The sequence below is a fragment of the uncultured Azohydromonas sp. genome, assembly GCF_937926365.1.
In the GTDB taxonomy this organism is placed as follows: Bacteria; Pseudomonadota; Gammaproteobacteria; order Burkholderiales; family Burkholderiaceae_C; genus Azohydromonas.
Genome location: NZ_CALAOH010000177.1, coordinates 1 through 16,579 on the forward strand (window position 1 = coordinate 1; position 16,579 = coordinate 16,579).

Below are 16,579 nucleotides of genomic sequence, written 5' to 3' on the forward strand. Positions count from 1 at the left end.
CTCGCGACCTCAACCTTGGCAAGGTTGCGCTCTACCAACTGAGCTATTCCCGCAGGGGATTCGGTGCATCACTGCAACCGGTTTGTCCGCCAGCAACCGCTGACAGCCGACACGGCGATGATTGTAATCGCTGGCTCATCATCTGAGCCTTTGATGCATCGCTGCGTCGTTGGCGTGGGTCGCATTGTATGACAGTTTTTTGGGATGTTCAGCACAGGCTCACAAAATTCTTCGAAGTGTCCCCGGATCGGCCTTCCCTGGCGCTTGCGGCTCCGGTTGCAGGCTCAACGGCATCGCCATGTCGTCCCGCAACCTCGCCAAGCTCGCCCGGGAGTCCTCCGGGCGGACCGTGCAGGACGGCGGGCGCGGATGGAGCGGCCCTGCGCGGGCACGAGGTTTGCCACTCGCGCGGGCTTCCACTTCCGTGCAGCCATGGACGCGCATCTCGAGATCTACCGACGCCTTTCCAAGATCGAGAACGAGCTCGTGCAAGCCGTGCAGGCCAGTGCCGTGGTACGCGGCGTGGCCGAGGACTTGCGGGCCTGCCTGCACCGGCTCAGCGAGGAGTCGCAGCAGGCACGCGCGCTGCACTTGCGCAACCAGGACGAAGCCGTGGCCCTGGCGCTGCGCGAGCTGGAGGCGCTGGCCGAGCAGGCCTGCCAGCTCGCGGACTGCCGCGCCGGCGATGCGCGCCGCGTGCTGCGCCCGGGGCTGGAAGAGGCGCGGCAGGACATCCGCGACCTGTGCCACCAGCTCGGCTTGCACCGCCGCGGCGCCGCGACCGAGCAGCGGGCCGCGCCCTGAGCCCCGCCCGCACGGTGCCGCCGGGGCCCGGTGCCGGGGCGCCGCAAGTGCCGCCTTCACGGAGCCTGCCGCCCCGGCGTGGCCGCTACAGTGGCCGCGTGCCCGTTCACGCGTGGAGGCCCTGGCGATGAGCACCCATCCGGTCCTGGTCGAAACCTGGCGCGGCGGCGTGGTGGAGTCGCGGCATCGCGGCTCCTTCGCCGTGATCGATGCGGACGGCGGCGTGCGCTGGTCCGCGGGCGACATCGACCTCCCCGTCTTCCCGCGCTCGGCCGTGAAGCTGCTGCAGGCGCTGCCGCTGGTGGCCAGCGGCGCCGCCGATGCCTTCGGGCTCGACGACGCCGCGCTGGCGCTGGCCTGCGCCTCGCACGGCGGCGAGGAGCCGCACGTGCGCACGGCGCTGTCCACGCTGCGGCGCGTGGGACTGGACGCCGACACGCTGGAATGCGGCGTGCACTGGCCCTACTTCGAGCCCGCGGCGCGCGCGCTGGCCGCCGCCGGGCGCGAGCCCAGCGCGCTGCACAACAACTGCTCCGGCAAGCACAGCGGCTTCCTGTGCCTGGGCGCGCACTTGGCCGGCGATCGCGACGCGCGCGGCTTCGTCGCCGGCTACGTGCAGCGCAGCCACCCGCTCATGCGCGAGGTGGAGCACGCGCTGCAGACGGCCACCGGCTTCGACCTGGCCCGCGCGCCTTGCGGCATCGACGGCTGCTCGATTCCCACCCATGCCATCCCGCTGCGACACCTCGCGCGGGCCTTCGCACGCGCGGGCGGCGGCACCGGGCTGCCGCCGGACATGGCCCTCGCCGCGCGGCGGCTGCGCACGGCGGTGGCCCGGCATCCCTTCCTGGTAGCGGGCAGCGAGCGCTCGGACACGCTGGTGATGGAGGCGCTGCGCGAACGGCTGTTCTGCAAGGGCGGCGCCGAAGGCATGTACTGCGCTGCGCTGCCAGAGCTGGGCGTAGGTTTGGCGCTCAAGATCGACGACGGCGCCGGCCGCGCCGCGGAGGTGGCGCTGGCGGCGCTGGTGTCGGCGCTGCTGCCGCTGGACGAGCGCGAAGCCGCCGCGCTGAGCGCCTGGAGCCCGCGTCCGCAGCTCAACCGGCGCGGCCTGGAAGTGGGCGCGCTGCGTGCTACCGAGGTGCTGCGGCCCGCGGCCGCGCACCGGACCCTGGGAGACCTGCCGGGATGAGTGAAGCCGTTTTTTCGCTGCAGCGCGGCACCACGCCACTGCTGCTGAGCCTGCCCCACGTGGGCACCGAGATCCCGCCCGAGCTGCGCCAGCGCCTCGTGCCGCGCGCGCTGGAGGTGGAGGACACCGACTGGCACCTGCAGCCGCTGTACGCCTTCGCGCGCGAGCTCGGCGCCACGGTGCTGGCGGCGCGCTACAGCCGCTACGTCATCGACCTCAACCGCCCGCGCGAGGACACGCCGATGTACAGCGGCGTCAACACCACCGGGCTGTGCCCGGTGAGCTTCTTCACCGGCGAGCCGCTGTACCGCCCCGGCCAGACGCCCGATGCGGCCGAGGTCCGCCAGCGTTGCGAACGTTACTGGCGGCCCTACCACGAGACGCTGCGGCAGGAACTGCAGCGGCTGCGCGAGCGGCACGGGCACGCGGTGCTCTTCGACGGCCACAGCATCAAGTCCGAGCTGCCGTGGCTGTTCGAGGGCGAGCTGCCCGCGCTCAACCTGGGCACGGCCGACGGCGCGAGCTGCGCGCCCTCGATGCGCCTGGCGCTGGCCGAATTGCTGGACGGCCAGAGCGCGTACAGCCACGTCATCGACGGCCGCTTCAAGGGCGGCTACATCACGCGCCACTACGGCCGGCCCGCCGAGGGCATCCACGCGGTGCAGCTGGAGATGTGCTGGCGCTGCTACATGGTCGAGGACGCACCCTACCGGCTTGATGCGTCCCGCGTCGCGGGCATCGAGCCGCTGCTGCGGCGCATGCTGCAGCTGCTCACCGAATGGAGACCCGATGAAAGTTGAGCCGCTGACCCTGTGGGCGCCTCGCGCCTGGCTGCCCGGCGGTTGGGCCGAGCAGGTGGTGCTGCGCAGCGACGAGGACGGGCGCTGGTGCGAGGTCCGTCCCCAGGCGGGGCTGCCGCCGGCGGGTGCGCTGGCGCTGGCTGGCGCCGTGCTGCCGGGGCTGGTGAACGCGCACAGCCATGCCTTCCACCGCGCCTTTGCCGGCCTGGCCGAGCGCTTCGACGCGCCCGGCGCCGGGCTGCACACCTGGGGCGCGCTGCGCGACCACGTTGCCGCGCGGCTCACGCCCGAGCTGCTGCAGGCCGTGGCCTCGCACCTGTACGTGGAGCTGCTGCGCGGGGGCTACACCCACGTCGTCGAGTTCAACGACCTGCACCTGCAGCCCGACGGCAGCCCCTATCCCGACGCGCAGCGCATGGCCTGGGCGCTGGCCGACGCGGCGCAGGAGGCGGGCATCGGGCTCACGCTCGTGCCGGTGCTGCGCGAGCATGCGCGCAACGGCCAGGCGCTGCCGGAGGGGCAGCGTCGTTTCGCGCGCAACCTGGAGCACACGCTGCGGGAGGCGCAGGCCGTGCGCGAGAGCGGCCGGCCGCTGCTGCACGCCGCGCTGGGCGTGCACGCGCTGTCCGCGGTGGAAGCGCCCACGCTGGCGCAACTCGTGCGCGCGGCGGGGCCGGAGCTGCGCGTGCACGTGCAGATCGCCGAGCACCAGGCCTACGTGCGGGCTTGGCGCGAGGCCACCGGCACGGGGCCCGTGGAGTGGCTGGCGCGGCAGGACCTGCTGGGCCGGCACTGGACGCTGGTGCACGGTACCCACGTCAGCGACGAGGAAGTGCAGGCTGCGGGCAGCGCCGGCGTGAGCCTGGTGGTGTGCCCCAGCAGCGAGGCCAACCTGGCCGACGGCTTGGCGGACCTGGCGCGCTGGATCGAGGCCGGCGTGCCCGTGGGCCTGGGCTCGGACATCCAGGTCACGCGCACCTGGCGCGAGGAGCTGCGTTGGCTGGACTACGGGCAGCGGCTGTTGCGCCAGCACCGCCAAGGGCCGGCCAAGCCCAACACGCCCAGCACCTCCGGCGCCGGGCGGCTGTGGACCATGGCGCAGCGGGGCGGCGCGGCCGCCGCCGGCCTGGAGCGCTGGGGCCTGGTGGAGGGCGCGCGCGCGGACCTGCTGGTCATCGACACCGCCGATGCCAGCCTGCTGGGCACGCCCGCGCCGCAGCTGCTCGATGCGCTGGTGTTCTCCAGCCCCGGCCGTCCCTGGCGCGACGCGGTGGTGGGCGGGCGTTTCGTGGTGCGCAACCACCTGCATCCGCACAGCGCCGCCATCGCCGGGCGCTTCGAGCGCGCGATGCGCAGCATCTGGAGTCTCTGAAAAACGTTTACAAAGGACATGGGCGCCGCTGCCGCCCGTGTTCCGACCTCACGTGAAGGAGAGTGCCGATGACCACCGCCCTTGAGATCCTGAAGTCCAAGCCGAACCAGGAAGTGATTTCCGTGCGCCCGCATGACACGGTGTACGAGGCCATCAAGCTGATGTGCGAGAGGAACATCGGCGCCGTGCTGGTGATGGAGGGCCCGGCGGTGGTGGGCATCTTCTCCGAGCGCGACTACGCCCGGAAGATCGTGCTGCAGGAACGCGCCTCCAAGAGCACGGCGGTGAACCTGGTGATGACGACCAACGTCATGTTCGTGGGCCCGCGCCAGACGGCCGAGGAGTGCATGGCCGTGATGACGCAGAACCGCCTGCGCCACCTGCCGGTGATGGAGAACGGCAAGCTGCTCGGGATGATCTCCATCGGCGACCTGGTCAAGCACATCATCTCCGAACAGCAGTTCCTCATCGAGCAGCTGGAGCACTACATCACCGGCGCGCGCGTCGAACCCTGAGGCTTGAGCTTGCGCCGGCCGCGGCCCGGGTCGTCCCGGCGCCGCGCGTTCGGCGCCGTCCTACACGCGCGCACGGCGGCGGACTATGGGCCGCTCCACCCCGCGGCGCTGCAATGGCGGCATCACGACGAATCCGAAGGTCCGCCGCCATGACCGCTTCCTCACCCGCTTCCCCGCCCCCCTCCGCGAACACCGACCCGTCCCGCCGGGACGATTCCGATCCCAAGGACCCGATGGACTCGCTGGCCGCGCAGGCGGCGACGAATCCGCTGGGCGCCGGCCTGGGTGCCGCGGGCGGAGCCGCCGCCGGTGCGGCGGCCGGCATCGCCGCCGGGCCGGTGGGCAGCCTGGCCGGCGCGGTGCTGGGCACCATCGCCGGCGCGCTGGCCGGCGGCACGGCCGAAAGCTCCTGGCACCGCAACAGCGGCAGCGACCACTGGCAGCGCCTCTACAACAGCCGGCCCTACATCACCGAGGGCGCGCGCTTCGAGGACTGGGGCCCGGCCTATGCCTACGGCGAGGCCATGTACGAGCGCCAGAGCGGCCCGCGCCGCTGGGACGCCGAGGTCGAGTCCGAGCTCGGCCACGGCTGGGAGGCCGAGCGCGCCCAGAGCGGCTCCACCCTGCCCTGGGACCAGGCCCGCCACGCCGCCCGCGACGCCTGGGAACGCCTCCACGATGCCGCCGACAACGACCCGACGCGGCCGGGGCGAGATATTGCGGGCTGAGCGCGCAAGCCAAAGAAAAAGGCCGCTGTCGCGGCCTTCTTGACGTTTCGGTGCAGCCCCGCGCCCGGGCGCGGGGCTCGCTGCCAGCTCAGTGATGCGCCTTGCTGCGCGTGGGCTTGTCGGTGAGGCCGGGGACGTGCACCGCCAGCAGCACCGGTTGCTCCTCGCCGTCCGGATCGAACAGCGCCTTGCGCACCATCAGTGCCACCGAAGACGGGTTCAGCCGCTCGGTGGGGTGCGCGGTCGCTTCCACCAGGCTGCGGTACAGCGGCGCCGGCAGCAGCATTGCCAGCTCCAGCGACAGCTCGTTGGCCCGCTCGTAATCCTCCAGCGGCGAGCTCTTGTCCAGCGCGCCCGCCAGCACCAGGTACTGGGCCACCTTCTCGACGATGTCGATCTTCTCGCGCGCGGGCAGGTCCTTCATGGGTTTCGACTCCTTTATTCGACAGGGGCGGGAGGGTAGCAAAGAGCGCCCGCTTACCTCGGCGCAAGGAATGTGGCCGCGATGTCCAGCGTGGCGCGCACGCCCACGTCGGTGCGGTGCTCGCTCAACCAGCGCTGCGCGGCCGCGCGGCCCAGGCCGAACAGCCGCTCCAGGAAAGACGGCCGCGTGTCGAGCTTGGTGGCGGCCTCCAGCGCCGCGAGTTCGCCCTCGTCGGCAATCATGTGCAGGCGCAGGTCCTTGTAGCGCCCCCGCTCGATGCGCTCCTCCGCCAGCAGCTTCTGCACGAAGGCGATGGCGCGCATCTCGCCCGCCAGCGCGGTGTTGAAGCCGATCTCGCTCACGCGGTCGGCAATCGCCAGCGCCGTGCGCGGCGTGGCCGGGCGCTTGAGCGGATTGATCTTCACCAGCAGCAGGTCGGCTTCCGGCGTCTCGTAGATCAGCGGCCACAGCGCCGGATTGCCGGCATAGCCGCCGTCCCAGTAGGGCTCGCCGTCGATCTCCACCGCGCGGAACAGGTGCGGCAGGCAGGTGGAGGCCATCAGCGCATCGATCGTCAGCCCCTCGCCGCTGAAAACCCGTGGCTGCCCGGTGGTGACGCTGGTGGCGATGACGAACAGGGCCGGCGGCGCCGAGCGCAGCGCCGCCACGTCCACGTGCCGCGCCACCAGGTCGCGCAGCGGGTTCAGGCCGAAGGGGTTGAGCTGGTAGGGGCTGAAGCTGCGCGCCCAGCTCTGGAACCAGTCCGCCGGCGTCCAGCCCCACAGCGGCGTGCCGGACGGCTGCGTCCAGCCCGGCAGCGCCGGTGGCTGCAGCGCGCCGAAACAGTGGCCGGCGCGCGACACGTCGTGCCAGAACGCGCGCAGCGCCTGGCGCGCGCCCTCGTTGCCGCCGCGCGCCAGGCCCGTGGCCAGCACCGCGGCGTTGAGCGCGCCGGCGCTGGTGCCGGAGATGCCCGAGAAGCGCAGGGAGCCGTCCTCCAGCAGCGCGTCCAGCACGCCCCAGGTGAAGGCGCCGTGCGAGCCGCCACCCTGCAGGGCCAGGTCGATCGCCAGGACTTCGCTCATGCCGCATCCCCTTCCCTGTCCTCGCCCGGCGCACCGGCCCCCTCCCCGGGCGCCGCCGCGGCACCGCCGTGCTGCTCCAGCAGCGCCTGCAGCGTCGCGAGCGTGTCGGCCTCGTGCAGCGGCTTGTCCGGGCGCAGCCGCAGCATGCGCGGGAAGCGCAGCGCGATGCCGCTCTTGTGGCGCGGGCTGCGCGCGATGCCCTCGAAGCCCAGCTCGAACACCAGCGCCGGCCGCACGCTGCGCACCGGGCCGAACTTCTCGATCGTGCTGGCGCGGATGACGCGGTCCACCTCGCCGAACTCCGCATCGGTGAGCCCCGAATAGGCCTTGGTGAAGGGCACCAGCTGCAGCCCGCCCGGCAGCGCCGGTGCGCGCCGCGCGATGGCCTCCACCACCGCCTGCGCCTCGGCCGCGTCGGCGGGCGGCCGGTTCCACACCGCGAAGGTGTAGTCGGTGTAGACGCTGGCCCGGCGTCCGTGGCCGCGCTGGGCATAGACCAGCACGCCGTCCACCGTCATGGGCTCGATCTTCCACTTCCACCACAGCCCTTCAGCCTTGGTGCGGCCGGCGCCATAGGGCGCGGCGCGCTGCTTGAGCATCAGGCCCTCGACGCCGCGCTCGCGGCTGGCGGCGCGCTGCGCGGCCAGCGCCTCCCAGCTGTCGGCTTCCAGCAGCGGCGACACCGGCAGCCCGGTGCGCGCGCCCAGCGCCTCCAGCCGCTCGCGCCGGCGCAGCAGCGGCTCGCCACGCAGGTCGTGCCCGTGCTCTTCGAGCAGGTCGTAAGCCAGGAGCGTCACCGGCGCTTCCTGCAGCAGCTTGCGCGGCAGCGTCTTGCGGTTGAGGCGCTGCTGCAGCCTGGCGAAGGGCGCGGGGCGACCGTCCTGCCAGGCCAGGATCTCGCCGTCCACCACCGTGCCATCGGGCAGCGCCTGCGCCAGCGCCACCACCTCCGGGAAGCGCTCGGTGACGAGTTCCTCGCCGCGCGACCAGATCCAGCACTGCCCGGCGCGGCGCACCACCTGGGCGCGGATGCCGTCGTACTTCCACTCCACGATCCAGTCCGCCGGCGTTCCCAGCCCTTCGGGCACCGCCTCCAGCGCATGCGCGAGGAAGAAGGGATACGGCTGGCCGCTGTCGGCGGGCGCGGCGGTGGCATCCTGCGGCGCCAGCAGCGCCAGGAAGCGCGCCGCGCCGGGGGGCTGGCGCGCGTCGGTGTAGCCCATCATGCGCTGCGCCATCAGCTTGGCGTCCAGGCCGGCGTGCTCGGCCAGCGCGCGCTGCACCAGCAGTTTGCTCACGCCGACGCGGAAGGAGCCGCTGATGAGCTTGCACAGCAGGAAGCGCGCGGGCGTGTCCAGGGTGCCCCACCACAACGCCAGGCACTGCGCCTGGGCCTGCGGCGGCTGGCCGCGCAGGGGCAGCAGCCGGGTTTCGACCCACTCCGCCAGGCCCACCTCCTCGCCCTCGCGGCTGGCCGGCGGCGGCAGCACCAGGGCGATGGTTTCGGCCAGGTCCCCCACGGCCTGGTAGCTCTCCTCGAACAGCCAGTCCGGGATGCCCGCCAGCTGGCAGGCCGTGGCGCGCATGAGCGCGCCGGGCACGCTCTGGCGCGGCTTGCCGCCGGCCAGGAAGTACACGGCCCAGGCCGCGTCGGCCGGGGACGCCACGGCCAAGTAGCGGCGCAGGGCCGCGACCTTCTCCAGCGTGGCGGTGCGGGCGTCGAGCTCGGCGTAAAGCTGGGCGAACAGGCGCATAAGGCTGTCATGATGCCGCGCCCTTCGGCAGCGCACGCCGCTTGCCGTAGCAGGCTCGGCGGCCCGCACGGGCCCTACACAAACCGAGAGGAACCCACAGCATGCAAGTACAAGTCAACCACGACGACCACATCCCCGGCCGCGAGGACATGGAGCGCCAGATCGCGCAGATGCTCGAAGCCGAGCTCGACCGCTACGCCGACCAGATCACGCGCGTGGAGGTGCACCTGAGCGACAACAATGCCGACAAGCTGGGCGACGACGACAAGCGCTGCCTGATCGAGGCCCGCGTCGCCGGCCACGGCCAGCTCACCGCCAGCCACCAGACCGGCGACATGCGCGCCGCCATCGACGGCGCCATCGAGAAGCTCCTGCGCGTGCTCGACAGCAGCGTGGGCAAGGTGCAAGACAAGACCAAGAATGCGCGCGAAACCATCCGGCGCGAGGGGGTGGACGGGTTGTAATCCCGCCGCGGGCGCGCCAGCGCGCCCGCCCCGCGCGCCTCAATGCGACATCAGCACCGGCACCGTCATCGACTGCAGCAGCGTGCGCGTGACGCCGCCCAGGACCAGTTCCCAGGCGCGTGTATGGCCGTAGCCGCCAATGACGATCAGGTCGGCGTCCACGTCCGCCGCGCGTGACAGCAGCGCCTCGGCCACCGGGGCATCGGGCGTCCAGGGCGACAGCAGCCGCTCGCCCACCGAGGGCTCGCGGCTGCGCTGTAGGCTGCACGTGGCGCGCACGCCGTGCAGGCCCAGGTACTGCACCAGCGGCTCCAGCGGCGGCACCTCGTCGTCGCCCCGCACGAAGCGCACCAGCTCCACGCTGGCCGCGCGCCTGAGCAGCGGCAGCGCGTCGCGCAGCGCGCGCACGCTCTCGCGGCTGCCGTTCCAAGCCACCAGCACGTTGCGCACCGCGCGCGGGCGCGGGCCGCCATGGCCGTCGGTGTAGGGCACGAGCAGCACCGGACAGCCCGCGCCCATCAGCACCCGACCGGCCAGCCCGGACGCGGTGCCGTCGGGCGTCTCCGGGTCGTGCTGGCCCATCACCAGCAGGTCGGCGCAGCGCACGTGGCGCAGCAGCGTGGGCAGCGGGTCGGCCAGCACGCTCTCGAAGGGCAGCGGCTTCTCGCGGAACTGGCCCAGCTCGTCGATCAGCGCCCGCGCCTGCTCCATGCGTCCACGGTCGCTGTCGATGCTCAGCTGCGTGGCGATGGTGGTGGCCTCCGGCGTGAGGTAGGCCGCCGTGGGCGTGGCCTCCACCGCGTGCACCGCCTCCAGTTCGGCCCCATGCTCGTCCGCCAACGACGCCGCCCACAGCGCCACCTCGCGGGCGCGCGGGCTGTCGCTGACGTGCACCACGATCCGGCGCAGCTCGCTCATGTCACAGCTCCTTCATTGGTTGAGGAATTCACGATGCGCCGCCACGACCGCCGGCGGCCCGCCGATGCTAGTGCGCCCCGCCCAGGCGGGATGGTTTCAGGGCAGTGCCTCGTACAGCCCGTCGAGGATGTGGGTGCCCGAGAGATGCCGCACCTCCAGGCGGTAGGCCAGGAAGTCCATGGAGCGGCCGGGCTCGATGGTCTGCGACAGCGAGGCGGTGGTGCCGGGGTTGTTGGCGTAGATCACGCCCATGGGCGACTGGCCGCGGTTGAACACCCGGTACCAGCGCGCGTTGGAGCCGTCGGTGTTGAAGATCAGCTGGCGCTGGCCCGGTAGCAGGCGTATCAGGCCGGGGGTGGTCATGCAGCGGTTCTCTCTCGCGGACGCGGATCGGGTTGCGGGAAACGGTAGGCCAAGGTGCCCGGCCAGGCACTCGGCCGCAAACCCGCCATGGTAGCCGCTGAGGCCGGCGCGGCCCTGGGGGCGTGCGCCGCGCGGCACGGTCGCGCGCGCATCGAAGTGCGCCGCCGCCCCGCCCGCTATGCTGTACGCATGCACAGCCCGGGACGCCAGCGCTGGATCGCGCACCTCGACATGGACGCCTTCTATGCGTCCGTGGAGCTGCTGCGTTATCCGGAGCTGCGCGGGCTGCCGGTGGTCATCGGCGGGCGGCGCGCGCACCAGCCCGAGGAGTCGTCCGACGGCAGCCGCCGCTATGCGCGGCTGCGCGACTACGCCGGCCGCGGCGTCATCACCACCGCCACCTACCCGGCGCGCGCCTACGGCGTGCACTCGGGCATGGGCCTGATGAAGGCCGCGCAGCTCGCGCCCGATGCCGTGCTGCTGCCCGCCGACTTCGACGCCTACCGTGCCATGTCGCGCCGCTTCAAGGCCGCGGTGGCGGAGATCGCGCCGGTGATCGAGGACCGTGGCATCGACGAGATCTACATCGACCTGAGCGATCTGCCCGCGGTCCACGAGGTGCTGGGCCACGACCCGTTGGCCGGCGTGCGCGCCGTGGCGCAGGAGATCCGCAACAACGTGCGCGCCGCCACGGGGCTCACCTGCTCCATCGGCGTCACGCCCAACAAGTTGCTGTCCAAGATCGCCTCCGAGCTGGACAAGCCCGACGGCCTGACGGTGCTGACGCTGCAGGACCTGCCCACGCGCATCTGGCCGCTGCCGGTGCGGCGCATCAACGGCATCGGCCCCAAGGCCGGCGCCAAGCTCGAAGCGCTGGGCATCCGCAGCATCGGCGAGCTGGCGCAGCGCGAGCCCGCCTGGCTCATCGAGCGCTTCGGCCGCAGCTACGGGCAGTGGCTGTACGAGGCCTCGCACGGCCTGGACGAGCGGCCGGTGGTCACGCACAGCGAGCCGGTGTCCATCAGCCGCGAAACCACCTTCGAGCGCGACCTGCACGCGGTGCGCGACCGCGCGCAGCTCTCGGCCATCTTCACGCGGCTGGCGCAGCAGGTGGCCGAGGACCTGCAGCGCAAGGGCTACCGGGGCCGCACCATCGGCATCAAGCTGCGCTTCGAGGATTTCCGGACGGTCACGCGCGACCAGACCCTGCCCGCGCCCACCGCCGACGCCGTGGCCATCCGCCGCGCCGCGGGCCTGTGCCTCAAGCGGGTGGACTTCAGCAAGCGGTTGCGGCTGCTGGGCATCCGCGTGGGCTCGCTCAGCCGCGCCGACGCCCCCGCGCCCGCGCCGCGTGCCGCGCGCAAGACCGCGGCCGGTGCGGCACCGGCGACCACGCAGGCGCAGTTGCCCACGCAGCCGGAGCTGCCACTGTTCGACGCGCCGGCCTGACCCCAGGCCGCGATGGCGACGACTGGATTCGCAGCGCCTTGACCCGCGGTTGTTGCATATGCAAAGGCGTGCAAAACCCTGATGACGTCAAGTGTTGTGACGCCCTGGGACAGCGCCTAGCCCTGGAGCAGTGCTGACGTCACAGCGCCGGCACCGGCCTCGGTACTGACCCGGAGTTTGTGAGGCCCGCGGGGCCGCAAAGCCCGCCGCCGTGCGCCTGGCACGGTCCTGGCAATAGGGATGCCGCAACCTGATCCAGCGCCCCGGCGGCCGCAAACCCAAACGGCCGCAGGGGCCACTTCCCCACAGACGCGTTCACAAGGAGACACGCATGGACATGCTCGAACCCGGCAAATTTGGTTTCCCGGTCAACTTCAAGAAGCGCTACGGCAACTTCATTGGCGGCCAGTGGGTCGAGCCGGCCAAGGGTCAGTACTTCGAGAACGTCACCCCGGTGACGGGCAAGCCCTTCTGCGAGATCCCCCGCTCCACGGAAGAGGACATCGAGCGCGCGCTGGACGCCGCGCACGCCGCCAAGGCCGCCTGGGGCCGCACCTCGCCCACCGAGCGCTCCGCTGTCCTGCTGAAGATCGCCGACCGCATGGAGCAGAACCTGGAGCTGCTGGCCACGGCCGAGACCTGGGACAACGGCAAGCCCATCCGTGAAACCAGGGCCGCCGACCTGCCGCTGGCCATCGACCACTTCCGCTACTTCGCCGGCTGCGTGCGCTCGCAGGAAGGCACGATCAGCGAGATCGACCACCAGACCTACGCCTACCACTTCCACGAGCCGCTGGGCGTCGTGGGCCAGATCATTCCCTGGAACTTCCCGCTGCTGATGGCCGTGTGGAAGCTGGCTCCGGCCCTGGCCGCGGGCAACTGCGTCGTGCTCAAGCCCGCCGAGCAGACCCCCGTGTCGGTGCTGGTGCTGATGGAAGTCATCGGCGACCTGCTGCCCCCGGGCGTGGTCAACGTCGTCAACGGCTTCGGCGTGGAAGCCGGCAAGCCGCTGGCCTCGTCCAAGCGCATCTCCAAGATCGCCTTCACCGGCGAGACGGGCACGGGCCGGCTGATCATGCAGTACGCCAGCCAGAACCTGATCCCCGTCACGCTGGAGCTGGGCGGCAAGTCGCCCAACATCTTCTTCGCCGACGTGATGGCCAAGGACGACGCCTTCTTCGACAAGGCGCTGGAAGGCTTCGCCATGTTCGCGCTCAACCAGGGCGAGGTCTGCACCTGCCCTTCGCGCGCCCTGGTGCAAGAGTCCATCTATGAGGCCTTCATCGAGCGCGCCATCAAGCGCGTGGCCGCCATCAAGGCCGGCAACCCGCTGGACGCCAACACCATGATCGGTGCCCAGGCCTCCGACGAGCAGCTCAAGAAGATCCTGTCGTACATGGACATCGGCCGCGGCGAAGGCGCCGAAGTGCTGATCGGCGGCGAGCGCAACAGCCTGGGCGGCGACCTCGAAGGCGGCTTCTACATCAAGCCCACCGTCTTCAAGGGCCACAACAAGATGCGCATCTTCCAGGAGGAGATCTTCGGCCCCGTGCTGTCGGTGACGACCTTCAAGGACGAGGAAGAGGCGCTGGCCATCGCCAACGACACCAACTTCGGCCTGGGCGCCGGTGTGTGGAGCCGCGACATGAACACCGCGTTCCGCATGGGCCGCGGCATCCAGGCCGGCCGCGTGTGGACCAACTGCTACCACGCCTACCCGGCCCACGCGGCCTTCGGCGGCTACAAGCAGTCGGGCATCGGCCGCGAGACGCACAAGATGATGCTGGACCACTACCAGCAGACCAAGAACCTGCTGGTCAGCTACGGCGAGAACGCGCTGGGCTTCTTCTGATCGGGCGGGGCCCCGCGAGGGCCCTTCCCTAGACGGATCGCCAGGGAGGGCGGCGGCGCGATGCCGCCGCTTTTTTCATTGATGCCGCAACGAGCACGGGAATGCCGATGTCCACGGCCGACGAGATGAAGGAAGTGCAGCAGGTGGTGGCCACGCCGGCGGCGCTGGCGCTGATCGCGCGCGTGCGCGCGCAGCACGGGGCGCTGATGTTCTACCAGTCCGGCGGCTGCTGCGACGGCAGCGCGCCCATGTGCTATGGCCGCGGCGAGCTGCTGGTGAGCGACGGCGACCGGCTGCTGGGCCACGTCGATGGCGAGCCCTTCTACATCAACGAGGCGCTGTTCGAGTACTGGAGCGGCTCGCAGCTGATCCTCGACGCCGAGCCCGGGCGCGGCGGCATGTTCTCGCTCGAAGGCGCCACGGGGCAGCACTTCGTCTCGCGCGCGCGGCTGTACGAGGACGCCGAGTGGCGCTGGCTGGAGGCGAACGGGAAGGTGTGAGGGAGCCCGAACAGAGTCTCCGAACGCTGAAAGCCCGTTCGTGCTGACCCTTCGATACCTCAGGGCAGGGTGCGCCCTGCGGTCGCATCGAAGTACGAAGGGGCGCTGCGGCCGATGGCGGCATTGCGGCGTGGGCCGTTCATCCTTCGATACCTCAGGACGAACGGAGTACCTTCAAGGAAACAGGTTCAGCTCCGCGGCGGCGGCGCCTCGTTGGGATGGCGCATGAACTCGTATTCCAGCAGCGCCAGCGCCGCGGCCTCGTCGAGCAGGCCGTTGACGCTCAGGCCCCGCTGGCGCGCCACCTCGCGCAGCCGGCGCACCGTGTCCGCCGGCAGCCGCAGCGTCAGCCGCACGGGCTCGCTGCCGGCACGTGACTTGAGCCCGCGGGTCATGGCGAGCTGAACCCGTAGCCGCGCAACACCGCCTGCCCGCCCTCGCCGCGCAGGAAGCCGGCGAAGGCCTCGGCCGCCGGCGAGGCGCCCTGCAGCAGCGCCAGGCCGTAGGTGGCGGACACCTCCAGCGACGCCGGCACGCTCAGCACCGGCAGCGCCGGGTTCTCGCGCGCGGCCTGCGCGGCGTTGGTGCAGTAGGTGACGAAGACGTCGGCCCGGCCCTCGCCCAGCAGCATCGCGTACAGGCTGCGGTCGGGCGGCGCCGTGGGCGAGTTGGGCCCGCCGGCGAGCTGCAGCGCGCGCCGCTTGAGCTGATCGGCCGAGCCCGAGCCGCCGGCGCCGCTGGACTCGATGCGCTCGAAGAAGCGGAAGGCGTAGTCCCCGGCGGGATCGGCCACCGGCGTGGAGATGCCCACGCGCAACGCCGGATCGAGCAACCGCAGCGCCACCTGCTGGCCCTGCAGGCTGAAACCCGGCGCGCCCAGCAGGCACAGCGAGTTGCGCGCGAAGGGCTGCACGGCGCGCGCCCGGCCCGCCGCGGCCAGCGCCTGCGGATGCTCCATGTTGGCCGAGGCGAACAGCTCCCCGGGCTCGCCGCCGAGCAGCCGGTCCTTGAGCATCCCGGAGGCGCCGAAGTTGAACTTGACCTGGACGCCGGACTGGCGCTCGAAGGCGCGCGCGGCCTCGGTCAGCGCCACGCGCAGGCTGCCGGCGGCAAACACCGTGACGGGGGCGGCACCAGCGGCCGGCGCCGCTTGCGCGAAAGAGGCAGACGCGGCAGCGGACAGGGCCAGGCCGAGCACGGCCCGGGCGAAGTTCAGGGGGGTGGTGTACCCGGATGGAGCACGGCGGTAGATCGGCATCGCGGCGGTGGAACAGGCTTGACGCCATTGTTCTGGTTCCGCCTGTCCTGCGCGATATGTGCGCCAGAGCATAACTGGCACCCCAACGCCATCCCAAGTCCAGGCGGATGAACTCTGCGGAGCCCCGCCCAAGCCGGGGAGCGGTGGCGGCGTGGCATGCCGGATGGACATGACGGCCAGCGCCACGCCGCTGTCGGAGGTGATGACGGCGCTGGTGCAGAGCTGCTACGAGGGCCAGCCGCTGGACGAGGTGGTGGAGGAGCGCATGCAGCGGGCCCGGATCCGCCGCCTGCCGGTGCTGGACCGCCAGGAGCGGCTGGTGGGCATGCTTTCCTTGGGCGACACGGCGGCCGCGCAGCGTGCGCTCAGCGGCATCTCCACGCCCTCGGAGCCGGACCGGCTGCACGGGCTGGACGCGGGGCGCACGCCGTCCAGGGGCTGGGCGCTGGACGATCCGAGCGCGATGCCGGAGTAAAGCCGGTACTGGGGCGCGCCAACGGGACCGCTGGGGTCTGGGCATCCGTTCCTGCAACAGCGGACACCGGCATCAATAGCGCATCTCGAAACGCTGCCCCCTGAACCGGAACACCGCCGCCCGCGGCCCGATCGACTCCAGCACCAACTCGGGCGCGAGCTGCGCCTTCTCGCGCAGCACCTGGCCGTTGACGATCAGCAGCCGGTTGGCCGGCTCGGCGGAGTAGATGCCGCCGCCCAGGTTCAGCGTCGGCAGCGACTGGCGCAGCGCGGGCGGCAGCTCGGCCAGCGTGGGCAGCGGCGCCTGCGCGGGAGCCGTGTTGGCCGGGGATGCCGGGACCGTGGGCGCCGCCGGGGCTGGCTGGGTCGCCGGGCGCCCAATGGCTGCCGGACCCGTCGGCGGGGGCGTCATCGCGGCCGGCGGCATGGCGGTGGCCGCCGGGGTGCGCGGCACGGGCTCGGCCCGGGGCGCCGGAGCGGGCGTGGCTTCAGGCGGCGCGGTGATGATCGCGGTGGGCGGGACCGTCTGCGCCACCGGCGATGTCACGGGCGTCACCGGCGCGGCTGGTACAGGGGACGCGGGGACGGCCGGCGCGGCGGTGGTGGCGGGCGGCGGCTGCGTGCCCG

Annotated in this window: 19 protein-coding genes; 11 read left to right on the forward strand and 8 right to left on the reverse strand. The window is 72.1% G+C overall.

Annotated elements, in window-relative coordinates:
- Positions 1-432: 432 nt before the first annotated feature.
- The 6 genes from Q0741_RS18925 (at position 433) to Q0741_RS18950 (ending at position 5,411) form a co-directional block, all read left to right on the forward strand.
- The gene (locus Q0741_RS18925) at positions 433-804 is read left to right on the forward strand and encodes a hypothetical protein (protein WP_298234746.1); all 372 of its coding nucleotides are present in this window, start codon (positions 433-435) and stop codon (positions 802-804) included.
- Between the two features lie 127 nt (positions 805-931).
- Positions 932-1,996: an asparaginase gene (locus Q0741_RS18930; RefSeq protein WP_298234747.1), complete on the forward strand. Its 1,065-nt coding sequence runs from the start codon at positions 932-934 to the stop codon at positions 1,994-1,996.
- Positions 1,993-2,796 carry an N-formylglutamate deformylase gene (gene hutG / locus Q0741_RS18935; RefSeq protein WP_298234748.1) on the forward strand — a complete coding sequence of 268 codons (804 nt, stop codon included), beginning with the start codon at positions 1,993-1,995 and terminating at the stop codon, positions 2,794-2,796. Before Q0741_RS18930 ends, hutG begins: the two co-directional genes overlap by 4 nt.
- Positions 2,786-4,168, forward strand: coding sequence for an amidohydrolase family protein (locus tag Q0741_RS18940; RefSeq protein ID WP_298234749.1), 1,383 nt, complete (start codon positions 2,786-2,788; stop codon positions 4,166-4,168). The genes hutG and Q0741_RS18940 overlap by 11 nt, the downstream gene beginning before the upstream one ends.
- 68 nt (positions 4,169-4,236) lie before the next feature.
- Positions 4,237-4,683, forward strand: a complete 447-nt coding sequence (locus Q0741_RS18945; RefSeq protein WP_298234750.1) for a CBS domain-containing protein — start codon at positions 4,237-4,239, stop codon at positions 4,681-4,683.
- 233 nt (positions 4,684-4,916) lie between these two features.
- Positions 4,917-5,411 carry a hypothetical protein gene (locus Q0741_RS18950; protein WP_298234751.1) on the forward strand — a complete coding sequence of 165 codons (495 nt, stop codon included), beginning with the start codon at positions 4,917-4,919 and terminating at the stop codon, positions 5,409-5,411.
- Positions 5,412-5,499: 88 nt separating this feature from the next.
- On the opposite strand, the gene Q0741_RS18955 is transcribed toward Q0741_RS18950, so the two are convergent.
- Genes Q0741_RS18955 through Q0741_RS18965 form a run of 3 tightly spaced genes read right to left on the reverse strand, consistent with a single transcriptional unit; the run spans position 5,500 to position 8,674 of the window.
- Positions 5,500-5,835 (reverse strand): hypothetical protein, encoded by a 336-nt coding sequence (locus tag Q0741_RS18955; RefSeq protein WP_298234752.1) that lies wholly within the window; start codon positions 5,833-5,835, stop codon positions 5,500-5,502.
- A 53-nt stretch (positions 5,836-5,888) separates the two neighbouring features.
- Positions 5,889-6,920, reverse strand: a complete 1,032-nt coding sequence (locus Q0741_RS18960; RefSeq protein ID WP_298234753.1) for a patatin-like phospholipase family protein — start codon at positions 6,918-6,920, stop codon at positions 5,889-5,891.
- Positions 6,917-8,674 (reverse strand): ATP-dependent DNA ligase, encoded by a 1,758-nt coding sequence (locus Q0741_RS18965; protein ID WP_298234754.1) that lies wholly within the window; start codon positions 8,672-8,674, stop codon positions 6,917-6,919. Before Q0741_RS18965 ends, Q0741_RS18960 begins: the two co-directional genes overlap by 4 nt.
- A 101-nt stretch (positions 8,675-8,775) precedes the next feature.
- Here Q0741_RS18965 and Q0741_RS18970 point away from each other — a divergent pair, with 101 nt between their 5' ends.
- Positions 8,776-9,138, forward strand: coding sequence for an HPF/RaiA family ribosome-associated protein (locus Q0741_RS18970; RefSeq protein ID WP_298234755.1), 363 nt, complete (start codon positions 8,776-8,778; stop codon positions 9,136-9,138).
- 39 nt (positions 9,139-9,177) lie between these two features.
- Here Q0741_RS18970 and Q0741_RS18975 read toward each other — a convergent pair whose 3' ends face one another.
- Both Q0741_RS18975 and Q0741_RS18980 read right to left on the reverse strand, forming a co-directional pair.
- Positions 9,178-10,056 carry a universal stress protein gene (locus Q0741_RS18975; RefSeq protein WP_298234756.1) on the reverse strand — a complete coding sequence of 293 codons (879 nt, stop codon included), beginning with the start codon at positions 10,054-10,056 and terminating at the stop codon, positions 9,178-9,180.
- Positions 10,057-10,152: 96 nt separating this feature from the next.
- Positions 10,153-10,419 carry a hypothetical protein gene (locus Q0741_RS18980; protein WP_298234757.1) on the reverse strand — a complete coding sequence of 89 codons (267 nt, stop codon included), beginning with the start codon at positions 10,417-10,419 and terminating at the stop codon, positions 10,153-10,155.
- Between the two features lie 189 nt (positions 10,420-10,608).
- Between Q0741_RS18980 and dinB the strand changes: the two genes are divergently transcribed.
- From dinB to Q0741_RS18995, 3 genes are all read left to right on the forward strand, one after another.
- Positions 10,609-11,868 (forward strand): DNA polymerase IV, encoded by a 1,260-nt coding sequence (dinB, locus tag Q0741_RS18985; RefSeq protein ID WP_298234763.1) that lies wholly within the window; start codon positions 10,609-10,611, stop codon positions 11,866-11,868.
- A gap of 331 nt (positions 11,869-12,199) precedes the next feature.
- A complete protein-coding gene (adh, locus tag Q0741_RS18990) occupies positions 12,200-13,720 on the forward strand; it encodes an aldehyde dehydrogenase (RefSeq protein WP_298234758.1) in 1,521 nt (506 codons plus the stop codon).
- Positions 13,721-13,827: 107 nt separating this feature from the next.
- Positions 13,828-14,220, forward strand: coding sequence for a DUF779 domain-containing protein (locus tag Q0741_RS18995; RefSeq protein ID WP_298234764.1), 393 nt, complete (start codon positions 13,828-13,830; stop codon positions 14,218-14,220).
- Positions 14,221-14,408: 188 nt separating this feature from the next.
- Here Q0741_RS18995 and Q0741_RS19000 read toward each other — a convergent pair whose 3' ends face one another.
- Complete coding sequence (locus Q0741_RS19000; protein WP_298234759.1) at positions 14,409-14,615, reverse strand: hypothetical protein; 207 nt, start codon at positions 14,613-14,615, stop codon at positions 14,409-14,411.
- Positions 14,612-15,478: an extracellular solute-binding protein gene (locus Q0741_RS19005; protein WP_298234760.1), complete on the reverse strand. Its 867-nt coding sequence runs from the start codon at positions 15,476-15,478 to the stop codon at positions 14,612-14,614. Before Q0741_RS19005 ends, Q0741_RS19000 begins: the two co-directional genes overlap by 4 nt.
- A gap of 163 nt (positions 15,479-15,641) precedes the next feature.
- Between Q0741_RS19005 and Q0741_RS19010 the strand changes: the two genes are divergently transcribed.
- Positions 15,642-15,953, forward strand: a complete 312-nt coding sequence (locus Q0741_RS19010) for a CBS domain-containing protein (RefSeq protein WP_298234761.1) — start codon at positions 15,642-15,644, stop codon at positions 15,951-15,953.
- Positions 15,954-16,025: 72 nt separating this feature from the next.
- On the opposite strand, the gene Q0741_RS19015 is transcribed toward Q0741_RS19010, so the two are convergent.
- Positions 16,026-16,579, reverse strand: a 554-nt coding sequence (locus tag Q0741_RS19015; RefSeq protein ID WP_298234762.1) for a general secretion pathway protein GspB, incomplete at its 5' end; no start/stop codon positions are given.

Bases quoted from the DNA above. Each gene is read 5' to 3' on its own strand.
- Q0741_RS18925 (WP_298234746.1), top strand. From the start codon at position 433: ATGGACGCGCATCTCGAGATCTACCGACGCCTTTCCAAGATCGAGAAC.
- Q0741_RS18930 (WP_298234747.1), top strand. From the start codon at position 932: ATGAGCACCCATCCGGTCCTGGTCGAAACCTGGCGCGGCGGCGTGGTG.
- hutG (WP_298234748.1), top strand. From the start codon at position 1,993: ATGAGTGAAGCCGTTTTTTCGCTGCAGCGCGGCACCACGCCACTGCTG.
- Q0741_RS18940 (WP_298234749.1), top strand. From the start codon at position 2,786: ATGAAAGTTGAGCCGCTGACCCTGTGGGCGCCTCGCGCCTGGCTGCCC.
- Q0741_RS18945 (WP_298234750.1), top strand. From the start codon at position 4,237: ATGACCACCGCCCTTGAGATCCTGAAGTCCAAGCCGAACCAGGAAGTG.
- Q0741_RS18950 (WP_298234751.1), top strand. From the start codon at position 4,917: ATGGACTCGCTGGCCGCGCAGGCGGCGACGAATCCGCTGGGCGCCGGC.
- Q0741_RS18955 (WP_298234752.1), bottom strand. From the start codon at position 5,835: ATGAAGGACCTGCCCGCGCGCGAGAAGATCGACATCGTCGAGAAGGTG.
- Q0741_RS18960 (WP_298234753.1), bottom strand. From the start codon at position 6,920: ATGAGCGAAGTCCTGGCGATCGACCTGGCCCTGCAGGGTGGCGGCTCG.
- Q0741_RS18965 (WP_298234754.1), bottom strand. From the start codon at position 8,674: ATGCGCCTGTTCGCCCAGCTTTACGCCGAGCTCGACGCCCGCACCGCC.
- Q0741_RS18970 (WP_298234755.1), top strand. From the start codon at position 8,776: ATGCAAGTACAAGTCAACCACGACGACCACATCCCCGGCCGCGAGGAC.
- Q0741_RS18975 (WP_298234756.1), bottom strand. From the start codon at position 10,056: ATGAGCGAGCTGCGCCGGATCGTGGTGCACGTCAGCGACAGCCCGCGC.
- Q0741_RS18980 (WP_298234757.1), bottom strand. From the start codon at position 10,419: ATGACCACCCCCGGCCTGATACGCCTGCTACCGGGCCAGCGCCAGCTG.
- dinB (WP_298234763.1), top strand. From the start codon at position 10,609: ATGCACAGCCCGGGACGCCAGCGCTGGATCGCGCACCTCGACATGGAC.
- adh (WP_298234758.1), top strand. From the start codon at position 12,200: ATGGACATGCTCGAACCCGGCAAATTTGGTTTCCCGGTCAACTTCAAG.
- Q0741_RS18995 (WP_298234764.1), top strand. From the start codon at position 13,828: ATGTCCACGGCCGACGAGATGAAGGAAGTGCAGCAGGTGGTGGCCACG.
- Q0741_RS19000 (WP_298234759.1), bottom strand. From the start codon at position 14,615: ATGACCCGCGGGCTCAAGTCACGTGCCGGCAGCGAGCCCGTGCGGCTG.
- Q0741_RS19005 (WP_298234760.1), bottom strand. From the start codon at position 15,478: ATGCCGATCTACCGCCGTGCTCCATCCGGGTACACCACCCCCCTGAAC.
- Q0741_RS19010 (WP_298234761.1), top strand. From the start codon at position 15,642: ATGGACATGACGGCCAGCGCCACGCCGCTGTCGGAGGTGATGACGGCG.